This is a genomic window from Mesorhizobium neociceri (assembly GCF_013520985.1).
In the GTDB taxonomy this organism is placed as follows: domain Bacteria; phylum Pseudomonadota; class Alphaproteobacteria; order Rhizobiales; family Rhizobiaceae; genus Mesorhizobium; species Mesorhizobium neociceri.
The window spans coordinates 1-9895 of record NZ_JACDTY010000046.1; the positions used below are offsets into that span (position 1 = coordinate 1).

Here is a 9895-nt window from a genome sequence, read left to right on the forward strand (position 1 = left end):
GCCCGACAGCCTGATCATCAAAGAGAGCGAAATTCCGAAGCCTGGTCGCGGTGAAGTCCTGGTCCGCGTCAGGGCGTCGTCGCTCAACTTCCGCGATCTGCCCATTTTTGCCGGCCAGTATCAGCCGTCCGTTCCAATCGGCCGTGTGCCGTTGTCGGATGGCGCCGGCGAAATCGAAGCGATCGGTGAAGGCGTCACGCGCTTCAGGGTCGGCGACAAGGTCGTCAACTCCTTCTTTCCCACCTGGTTTGGCGGAACGTTGAACACGTCACACGAGCAGTGGGTCGTCCATCACGATGGCTGGCTGACGCAATACAAGGTGGTCAGCGCGGAGATCCTTGTTCCATTGCCATCGCATATGAGCTTCGAGGAAGGCGCCACGCTTTCCTGCGCCGCGGTGACGGCATGGTCGGCAATTGCCGGTGTTCGCGCCGGCGAAGTCGTGCTCACCCAGGGCACCGGCGGCGTGTCGCTGTTTGCCGTGCAGCTGGCCACCGCACTTGGCGCCATGGTGATTTCGACAACCTCCAGCCATGACAAGGCACAGACGCTTCGCCGGCTCGGCGCGCATGCCGTCATCGACTACAACGCGACGCCCGACTGGGGTGACGCGGTCCGCGACCTCACCAACGGCCGCGGCGTCGATCGTGTTGTCGAGGTGGGCGGGCCTGCCACCTTGCCCCAGTCGATGAAGGCCTCCGCGGTTGGCGGGGAAATTGCCATCGTCGGCATCCTGGCGGGGTATGAAGGCAGCGTCGACTTCATGACCATGTTCATGAGCCGGGTCAGCTTTCGCGCGGTGACAATTGGAAGCCGCCGGGACCTCGAGGACATGTGCCGGGTGATGGAACAGCATGGCATCCGGCCGGTCATCGATAGCGTCCATGCATTCGACGACGCCAAGGCCGCCATCACGCACTTCGCCGCGCGCAATATTGTCGGCAAGGTCGTCATTCAGCACTGAGCTCTTGCCGGCCAAAGGAGCGCGGACGGGCATGAACAACCGCCTTGTCAGCCGCGCGTGGTCTTGTCGGAGAAATGCAATGGCTACCTATGTCATCTATATCCGCGAGCAAACACATGATCAGAAGGAGTTGGATATCTACGCCAACTCTGTAGGAACGATGCTCGAAAAATTCCCAATGCAGTTCCTTGCCGCGAATGGCAGACTGGAGGTGTTGGAGGGGCCAGCACCCGAGGCCGTGGCGATCGCCAAATTTCCAGCAATCGATGCGGCTTTGGCCTGGTACCGCAGCCCGGACTATCAGGCCGTCGCGCAGCACCGCTTCAAGCGCGCGTCCTATCGAGGCTTTGTCGTCGAGGGTCTGTAACTGCGCAAGCGCCGTCGTGTGGTTTGCAGGGGGATGTCGGCCAGTACTTTTCAGCTCGTCGCGCAGCACATGAATGGCCCGCGGCTGTCAGGGCGATGCGTTTGTCGACGGCGTCGAGGTGATGCCACTGCCGGGACTGGAATTTTCGCGTCAGTTGACCTTCGTCACGCGCCGCGAGGAGTTTTTAACGCTCGGGCCGGGCGTTGCCGAACTCGCCCGCAACATCGTCAGAGCGAGGGCCTTGCCACGATTCGTCAAGCTTGCCTCGTGGCTTGAACCCAAGATGGAATGGATGGTGTTAGGACCTGAGAGCAATAGTTGAACAGGTCACCATCTGAAGTCATCGACTGGCAGTTGGCTGTCGAGGACCAAGCTGGCCTCGTGTAGCGGCATCAACTTACGCGGCCACAACCCCAAGATGCCTGATCGGCCTGCCGCCGGAGTTCGTCTCCGCCGCGCGTACAATACCCTGCGCGCACGGATCAGTGCGCGCAGGCGTGAAGAGATACGGCTGCCATGTCGATCACCCTGCCAAGACGAACTCCGGCGCCATCACTGTCTTGCCTGGCTTGAAACCGGCCAGCGTCAGCGTGACCTGTGCCGTCAGATAGGCCACTGGAAGACTGGCCGCGACGACATCGTCGATCGAGTCCGGCACGAGCGCCAGATCTTCGGGCTTCGCCAGCAGCCATTCCTGCCACGTGCCGTTCTCACGAACACTGTAAGGCCCGGTGAACATCACGCGGCTTCCCACCGTAAGACCGGAGTCGCCGGAATCCTCGACGACACCGGCGCCCTCGTTGCCGAGCACCAGCGGCGCCTTGGCTCGAGGATGTCCGCCCGACAGGATCGTGTGATCGAGCGGTGTGACGCTGGCGGCCATGACGCGAACCAGCACCCTGTCCTTCGCCGGTTGCGGCTTGGGCAATTCGGTCTGCCGCAGACCGTCATAGCCCGAGAAAGTCTTGGCCTCGATCGCGCGCATAACCATTCTCCATAAGTTGATTCGATCGGCGCTTATTCCATCGCCTTGCGGACCATATGGCGCCGACCCGCCGGCCGGCTGCGAAGATCGAAGGGCTGCTCAGTTCGGTGGATGCCGAGCGGCTGCGTGGCCGTCGATCCAGCGAGCGATGTTCTCGACCGTGTCCCGGTAAAAGCGCTGGTACAGCCCGCGCGAGACGTAGCCGATATGCGGCGTTGCCAAAAGGTTCGGCAGCGCGCGGAACGGATGGTCGGGCGGCAACGGTTCCTGATCGAACACATCGACCGCCGCGCCGGCTATCGTCTTGTCTCTGAGCGCCTTGACGAGATCAGCCTCAGCGACGATCGGTCCGCGCGATGTGTTTACCAGCCGTGCCGTCGGCTTCATCAGTGCGAGTTCCGCTGCACCCACCAGGCCGCGCGTCCTTTCGCTGAGCACCAGATGGACGGACAGGATATCCGCCTCCTGGAACAGCTTCTGCCTCGGGACGAGCGTGGCGCCCACTTCAGCCGCGCGCTCGGTCGTGAGATTCTGGCTCCAGGCGATCACCTTCATGCCGAAGGCATTGCCGATCTTTGCCACGGCAGCGCCGACGTTGCCGAGACCCAGGACGCCGAGGGTCCGCCCCGCCATGTCATCCCCGACCGACTGCTGCCATCCGCTGCCGCGCAGCGACGCATTCTCGGCGACGAGGTTGCGGGCACTGCCCAGGATAAGTGCCCAGGTCAGCTCGATCGTCGGCGCCGACGTGTAGCCCGTATGAACGACCTCGACACCCCGCTCCTCCGCAGCCTGGATATCGATCGAGGCATTGCGAGGGGCCGTCGAAGCAATCAGACGGAGTTTGGGCAAGCGCTCGATGATGGCACGCGTCATCGGCGTGCGCTCCCGCATCACGCAGACGACGTCGAATGGCTGCAGGCGCTCGATGACGGCGTCGGTATCTGCAAGATGATCGTCAAAAACGGTCACCGTCGCCCGCGCATCCAGCACCGACCAGTCCGCGAGCGAAAGTGCAACGTGCTGGTAGTCGTCCAGCACGGCAATTCTGCAGCGCTCCTGTTTGATAGACATCGCGTTCCTCCAAAGAGATCAGTTCGCTACCAGGACCACATGGCGGGTTCCCAGTGGTATGCCTTGTCGCGGCGGACGACATGTCCAATAGCCGGGAACGGAAAATGATAGCCCATCACCATGATCCGATCGGTCGCGACGCGGTCCAGAATGGCCTTGCGCGTCTTGATCGCTTGCGCGGGATCGTAGTCGAACATCGGCGTCCAGTCGGGATGCTGCAGGCTCGTCACCGGATTGTGGGCGATGTCACCCATATAGATGAACTGTTCGTCGCCCGAGGTGAACAGGATTGTGGCATGCGACGGCGAATGTCCCGGCGCCGCGATATAGTGCACACCGCTTGTGATTTCGCCCCCCTGCTTCACGAACCGCGTGCGGTTGGCGACCGCTGGCAAGTTATCTCGAGCGGCCTCAATCGTGCCCTTCTTGAACGGGTCAGGCATCGGCGAGCTGTTCACCTCGCTTTCATAGCGGCTGCCGGTCCAGTAGTTCCACTCCGTATCGACAAAGACGAATTGGGCCTTGGAAAATGCCGGCGCGCTCGCTTTCGTTACCAGGCCGCCGATGTGATCCAGGTGACCGTGCGAGATCACGACGAGATCAATGCTCTCTGGAGTGATTCCGGCCCGATGCAGGTTCGCCTCGAGCCCAGGAAAGTTACCGAAGGACGGGCCAAGTTTCTCACCGAAGCCAGTATCGACAAGGATACGCTCCCGTCCCGTGTCGACCACCAGCATGTTGCTCGTGCCTTGGATCACCGGCTGCATGAAATTTGCCTCCAAGACCGGAGCGAGTTCGGCTTCAGAAACGTTCATAGCGAGGATCGGCCGGATCGGAAGCTGTCCATAGCCATCCGAGATCACGGTCGCCTGGAAGTCACCGATCCTGAAGCGATAGAAGCCGTCGCCGTTGAGTGGCGTCTGGGTGGTGGGTTGGGCTTCCTCAGCCTGGGCCGCATCGGGGCCAACCAATGGCGATACCGCGGCTGAGGCGACGATGCCGGCACCGACTTGAAATATGCTGCGACGGGTCAGAAGCAATGGGGACTTGGTCATGTCGATCTCCAAGGTGAAGGCGCTGCGTGCTAGCGCGGCTTTGGTCTCCGCGACACAAAACACAATGTCGATCACAATTGTCTTTGTCAATCTTCCTTTGGGAAAAGAGCCTGAGTCTCTGCCGCTCAGGGTTGAGAATTAGCACAAAACATTGGCTAACTAATTGAATTAAAGCCAATTAGCGAGGCCTTCACGTTCCGCGCACGGCCCATGTCGAGTCGGAATTACGACCGTCATTATCGATTGTAAACGCAATCGTGATGCATTAAATCGGTGGGTGAGTCACAACGAATAAGGAGCAAGCTTTGGGCGTGTCGAGAGAACAGGCGGCGGAAAACCGCCTCGCGATTGTTGCCGCGGCGACGCAGTTATTCAGAGAACGCGGCGTAGAAGCCGTCGGGCTGAGCGAACTGATGAAGCATGCCGGCTTCACGCAAGGCGGCTTCTACAACCACTTTGAATCGAAGGCGGCTCTGGTTGCCGAGGTGCTTGCTTCGGCGATGGCCGAGAAGAATGCCGAGCTCGTCAAGAACGCAACGGCACCTGTCGATGAATCGACCACCGCTCTTCGGCGCTACATAGTCTGGTATCTATCGCGGGCCCACCGAGACGACATCGATCAGGGCTGCCCGGTCGCCGGCTTTGCCGGCGATGCTCCCCGCCTGGGCGCCGACGCACAGTCGCATTACGCCAGCGGTCTGGACGATCAGATAACGATTCTGGCTGGGCTGATCGTCCAGAACGGATCTCCAGCTGTTGCGGGCCAGCATAGGACGTTGCGCGAACAGGCAATCAGCTTGCATTGCGAACTGGTGGGCGCGCTGGTCCTGGCACGGTCCGTCGCGCAGGCCGCGCCGGAGCTTTCGAACGAGATTCTGGAGAACGCCGAGCGAGATGTGCTCGCATCGCTCGATGAGCGTTCAAGCCAAGCTCCCAAATCGCAAAAGAACCGCTAGGGCAGACCGAAAAGGCCACTCAACTTCTGAACGAGGCCCTGAAGCAGCGAGCATCTCCCTCGCTCTTTCCGCCTGGTTAGCCTGGCTTTTCCGATACGCCTGCGATCAGTTCGTCCAATCGTGAAAGGAACAGCTTCAGGGTCGGCGATGCGTTGGCCTTGCTGTAGCCGACAACCAGATCGATCGTTGGCGCTTGACCCTCCAGCGGACGGCTGACCACCGACCACGGCATGAAGTTCTTTGCGTAGGCAGGCAGTAATGCCATGCCCCGCGTTGAGGCGATCAGAGACATCGCCATGGCGAGATTATCGACCTCATGGCCCGGGCTGATACCGAGATTGGATCGCTTCAGATAGTCGTCGATAACGGCCCGCAAGGCCGGCGCCGTGTTCGACACCGTGATGAAGGTTTCGCCCACGACGTCGCGCGGATGGATGGCCTGGCGCGACGCGAGACGATGATCACTCGGCAGTACGACGACGAGTGGCTCCCTGGTGACCAGCCTGTAGGCGAGACCGGGTGTCCCAGCCTCCGGGCGCATGAAGGCCACGTCAAGCCTGCCCGTCATGAGCGCCCCCGCGAGGTCTGGCGAATACTGGCTAGCGACAGTGACCTGCATGTTGGGCAGTTCATCGTGGAGGATTCTCATCGCCCCGGGCAGCCAATCCATTTCCTGTCCGGTCAGGAAGCCAAGAGCAAACGATGGCTTGCTTGGTTCTGCAGCGCGACGAGCCGCTTGCCGGGCTGTCTCGACCTGGGCCAGAGCCAACCGGGCATGATCCAGGAACACGCGACCTGCGGTCGTGAGCTCGATGCCCCGCGCGCTGCGGACCATAAGCTGAGCACCGACCTCGTATTCCAGATCCCGCATCTGGCGGCTGAGGGACGGCTGCGCCGTGTGCAGTCTTTTCTCGGCCGCGAGCGTCAGGCTGCCCTCCTCGGCGACGGCGACGAAATAACGAAGATGTCTCAGTTCCATGGGTTTCCCATGCCTTTTAGGTATGGCGACCAACCTACAAAGTCTTTTTGCAGGGCACTGGTTCAAGGCGATCAATCCGCGCCGACAGGTGCCGACGCTCGTTCTTGACGACGGCACAACGGTCACGGAAGTCCCGGCAATCTGGCGCTTTCTTGAGGAAACCTATCCTGAGCATCCGCTGCTGGGGAAGCGACGCGACCGGAAAGGCTCTCGTCACCATGTGGGAGCGTCGGGTCGAACTCGATGGTTTCGCCCCGACCATGGAAGGGGTTCGCAACGCGGCAGCCGGCCTCAAGGGCCGCGCACTATCAGGTCCGCACGACTATGATCAGATTCCCGGGTTGGTCGAACGCAGCAAGCGCCGTGTCGCCAATTTCTATGCAGACCTCGAAGCCCGCCTTGAGGAAGTGCCGTTTGTGGCCGGAGCCGCCTTCTCGGCTGCCGACATCACCGCCGTTGTAACCATCGATTTCGCAACGGCAGCATTGAAAATGCCTATCCCCGACGATTCCCGCGCCGTCCAGCGCTGGTACCAGACGGTGGCGGCACGTTCGAGCGCCAGAGCGTAGTTGTCAATGTCCCACCTCGGCGACCAGTTCCCGGGTAGAATGTCGATCGGCGGAGATTTGGACCGCAGAATCGAATCTAAAATGTCTGCTTCCCCCGGCAGAGCCTTATGTGCGGTTTGAGGCGTAACATCTGCTGCCAATTTGGAAAAAATAGCGATGACGACATTAGGAGAACGGGGGACCGGCAGAAGACCGAGGTTAGGCACATCGCTAGTCCGAAGCGAATTTGGTCTTGGCGCCATCGACGTCTGCTTTTGGTGAACGGTCGGGACCGTTGGAATGACCGGCATGCGGCGCAAAGCCGCCGCGCCTCTTGCGGTTTGGCGCTGGTCAGCTCTGGGTCAAACCCGCAAATCACACGTCCGATCCAGCGATCCGGAATGGCTTGAGAATTAACTTCGCGACGAGCCCCGAAATCGTTCTCGAACACAATCCGACCTGACTTTTACGGGGGTTCGAGTCCATGGTGTGGGCAAAGAAAAACTAAATAAATAAAATCAGTAACTTAGATGGGTATTCTGGTGGGCCCGGAGGACATCATATACATATTGATTTCATTGGCTTTTCGTGGGCTAAAATCAGAAATCTTCCCGCATCGTTCCGCATGGCTCCGCGTAGCCGCTATGAACTCGAACTCGATTGCCAATTTCCCAATAAGGCTACCGTGTCCGTGCCGCTCGGCCACTCATTAGGCTTGGATACTCGTGTTCCAATCACCTTGCCTACTCTTTGGATGCAACGCCAGGCTAGTCGCACCATCCGGTCGCAGTCTTGATGGGGCTCGTCGGACTTGCGGCTTCTGTGGACCTCGCGGACCGGACAGTATGACGACCTCGACGGAGCGGCGCCGAGAATCCTTTTGTGCGATCCTGAGTGACAAAGCTCGGAGCGTTCCGACTGGTGTTACTCCAGCAAGGGTGGCCATTGTTTTCACGCGCCCAGTGGCGGACGATGGAGGCGGAAGCCACAAACTTCGGCTATCGTCTAGCCGCTTCGCGCCGCAGCGTCCTCTTCTGATACTGTGTTTTTGGCCGTTAACTGTTCCTCCTTTTGGATGTTGACGCTTACTCTTCATTAGCGTTAAGAATGTGCTAATATGAGCATCGCCTAAGATAATCCTGGCTGACAATCAGGGAATGGGTGACGCCATAGGGGTTAAAAGGGAACGCAGCGCGGCCGGGAAAACTCGCCGCAGCTACCATCGTTGAGACAAGACCCGTCTGTGGACAGCCATGTTGATTACATGGCTGATCGCGGGATTGCGACGACACCTGGGACTCCTGTGGACTGTGCGCTGACAATAGACGTCGGTCAAAACTAGCATGTTGGTCGTTAAAAACGTTTAAATGGAGAACAAGATAGCCGTCGACTGCTGTACTCAAATAGATGATGGGGCATCTGTTTTTGTGCTGGCGTAAGAGTAAAAAGGGGGTTGGGCTTAAATGGCTTCTTGTCAAAGCACAGACGCCAACGAAACTGCGACATCGTTTCCAGCTACACCGCCGATGGGAGACGGGGCCCGCGGCTTTGTCGAAAATAAGACTATCCTCATTTCCATGCCGCTGGCCGTTATTCTTCTCGATCCGTGCAACGATTTGGCCGGATGCCCTATCGATGATGGGTTTCCTGCCTCGACCGATGCGAAGAGACGCGGGGGCGCCGGTTGCGAAGTTTCAGCCGACATCAGGTATTCGGCAGACTCGCTAACGTGGGCGTTTGGCGTCGGTAGAAATGTCATTGGTGTGAACGCGAACTCATTGGTCCTGGCGCTCTCGCCCGGAATTTCGCCGTTTGTTGGCGAAGGCAAACTTGCTTGCACAGATTGGCACTTTTTTTGGGCGACCCCACCGCAAGTGGCAGGTCGTCGTCGGCAGTTCTTAACCGACAAGAACAACTAGCGAGATAGGGGACAGGACATGGCAACGACCATTGGCACAGGCAGCAACGACAATCTGGTCGGCGGAAGCGGTGTGGACATACTGTCAGGGGGCGCTGGAGACGATCGCTTGAACGGCGGATCGGGTGATGACGTCCTCAATGGCGGTAGCGGTTTCGATACTGTTCTCGGCGGGTCAGGGACGGACACTCTGATCTATAAGGCCTATGAAAACCAGTACCGCCTTGGCAGCACATTCACGAGTTCCACCCAGACGGTGACAGGCGGGACGCTTTATTCCGGAACAGACCAGACCACCAATGGGATCGTGCCTACTCAAACGCTGCTGGGCGGGACCACTTTCTCGGGTTATGATTCCTACGATGGCGGAAACGGCGCGGTGCAGCTCGGTAAGACTGGGTCCACACCCGACGTCGACACCCTGCAGATCTGGCTGAGCGCAGCTCAGTTCAGCGACACAGCCATTGCGGCAGAGATCGCTTACGTCAAAAACGTTTGGCTTCCCGCGCACATCAGCGCGCAAACTGGCCAGGCTGATAGCTCTGTCTACACCTTCAAGACACTCGATCTTAAAATCACCGGTATTGAGCAGATTGTAGTTCTCAACGAGCAAGGAACAACAAATCACGCGCCCTCGACGCCGACTGACAGCGACGGTGCCATCGGCGGCAGTGTTTCGGAAGGCGCTGCCAATGGGACCACGGTCGGGATCACTGCGATTGCAACCGATGCTGACGGTGACACGGTCACCTACAGCCTGACCGACAATGCCGGCGGCCGGTTTGGGATCAACACCATCACCGGCGTGGTTACGGTGGCCAACGCCTCGCTGCTCAACTACGAGACGGCGACCAGCCATACGATTACAGTCCAGGCGAACGATGGCCACGGCGGGATAACTACCCAGAGTTTCACCATTGTGGTGACGGACGTTGATCCGTCAACGCCGACCGACACCGATGCGGCCGCCAACACGGTTGCAGAGGGTGCCGCCAACGGCACCGCCGTCGGCATCACGGCATCCGCGACCGATCCCAACGGCCCGCCGG

10 protein-coding genes and 2 pseudogenes are annotated in these 9895 nt (G+C 59.6%); 8 read left to right on the forward strand and 4 right to left on the reverse strand.

Annotated elements, in window-relative coordinates; genetic code table 11:
- From H0241_RS35095 to H0241_RS35105, 3 genes are all read left to right on the forward strand, one after another.
- A partial coding sequence (locus H0241_RS35095; protein WP_235984631.1) for a zinc-dependent alcohol dehydrogenase family protein occupies positions 1 to 964 on the forward strand: 964 nt, incomplete at its 5' end.
- Between the two features lie 79 nt (positions 965 to 1043).
- Positions 1044 to 1331, forward strand: a complete 288-nt coding sequence (locus tag H0241_RS35100) for a DUF1330 domain-containing protein (protein ID WP_181062266.1) — start codon at positions 1044 to 1046, stop codon at positions 1329 to 1331.
- A 73-nt stretch (positions 1332 to 1404) separates the two neighbouring features.
- Entirely contained in the window at positions 1405 to 1653 is a 249-nt protein-coding gene (locus H0241_RS35105) for a hypothetical protein (RefSeq protein ID WP_181062267.1), read from the forward strand.
- A gap of 201 nt (positions 1654 to 1854) precedes the next feature.
- Here H0241_RS35105 and H0241_RS35110 read toward each other — a convergent pair whose 3' ends face one another.
- From H0241_RS35110 to H0241_RS36310, 3 genes are all read right to left on the reverse strand, one after another.
- A complete protein-coding gene (locus tag H0241_RS35110) occupies positions 1855 to 2316 on the reverse strand; it encodes a quinone oxidoreductase family protein (RefSeq protein WP_235984632.1) in 462 nt (153 codons plus the stop codon).
- Positions 2317 to 2415: 99 nt separating this feature from the next.
- The gene (locus tag H0241_RS35115) at positions 2416 to 3357 is read right to left on the reverse strand and encodes a D-2-hydroxyacid dehydrogenase family protein (RefSeq protein WP_328824973.1); all 942 of its coding nucleotides are present in this window, start codon (positions 3355 to 3357) and stop codon (positions 2416 to 2418) included.
- A gap of 59 nt (positions 3358 to 3416) precedes the next feature.
- Positions 3417 to 4520: an MBL fold metallo-hydrolase gene (locus H0241_RS36310; RefSeq protein WP_210285193.1), complete on the reverse strand. Its 1104-nt coding sequence runs from the start codon at positions 4518 to 4520 to the stop codon at positions 3417 to 3419.
- A 236-nt stretch (positions 4521 to 4756) separates the two neighbouring features.
- Between H0241_RS36310 and H0241_RS35125 the strand changes: the two genes are divergently transcribed.
- On the forward strand, positions 4757 to 5401 hold the full coding sequence (locus H0241_RS35125; RefSeq protein ID WP_328824974.1) for a TetR/AcrR family transcriptional regulator: 645 nt from the start codon (positions 4757 to 4759) through the stop codon (positions 5399 to 5401).
- Between the two features lie 76 nt (positions 5402 to 5477).
- On the opposite strand, the gene H0241_RS35130 is transcribed toward H0241_RS35125, so the two are convergent.
- Positions 5478 to 6380 (reverse strand): LysR family transcriptional regulator, encoded by a 903-nt coding sequence (locus H0241_RS35130; RefSeq protein WP_181062271.1) that lies wholly within the window; start codon positions 6378 to 6380, stop codon positions 5478 to 5480.
- 22 nt (positions 6381 to 6402) lie between these two features.
- Here H0241_RS35130 and H0241_RS36560 point away from each other — a divergent pair.
- From H0241_RS36560 to H0241_RS36315, 4 genes and pseudogenes are all read left to right on the forward strand, one after another.
- Positions 6403 to 6501, forward strand: a pseudogene (locus H0241_RS36560) (hypothetical protein); the annotation flags it as partial.
- Positions 6502 to 6532: 31 nt separating this feature from the next.
- The gene (locus H0241_RS36040; RefSeq protein WP_235984633.1) at positions 6533 to 6949 is read left to right on the forward strand and encodes a glutathione S-transferase C-terminal domain-containing protein; all 417 of its coding nucleotides are present in this window, start codon (positions 6533 to 6535) and stop codon (positions 6947 to 6949) included.
- 771 nt (positions 6950 to 7720) lie between these two features.
- Positions 7721 to 7826, forward strand: a pseudogene (gene ccoS, locus H0241_RS35140) (cbb3-type cytochrome oxidase assembly protein CcoS).
- Positions 7827 to 8865: 1039 nt separating this feature from the next.
- Positions 8866 to 9895, forward strand: a 1030-nt coding sequence (locus tag H0241_RS36315; RefSeq protein ID WP_181062272.1) for a cadherin domain-containing protein, incomplete at its 3' end; no start/stop codon positions are given.

Excerpts from the sequence above, each read along its gene's own strand:
- H0241_RS35100 (WP_181062266.1), top strand. The coding sequence starts at position 1,044 with ATGGCTACCTATGTCATCTATATCCGCGAGCAAACACATGATCAGAAG.
- H0241_RS35105 (WP_181062267.1), top strand. The coding sequence starts at position 1,405 with ATGGCCCGCGGCTGTCAGGGCGATGCGTTTGTCGACGGCGTCGAGGTG.
- H0241_RS35110 (WP_235984632.1), bottom strand. The coding sequence starts at position 2,316 with ATGCGCGCGATCGAGGCCAAGACTTTCTCGGGCTATGACGGTCTGCGG.
- H0241_RS35130 (WP_181062271.1), bottom strand. The coding sequence starts at position 6,380 with ATGGAACTGAGACATCTTCGTTATTTCGTCGCCGTCGCCGAGGAGGGC.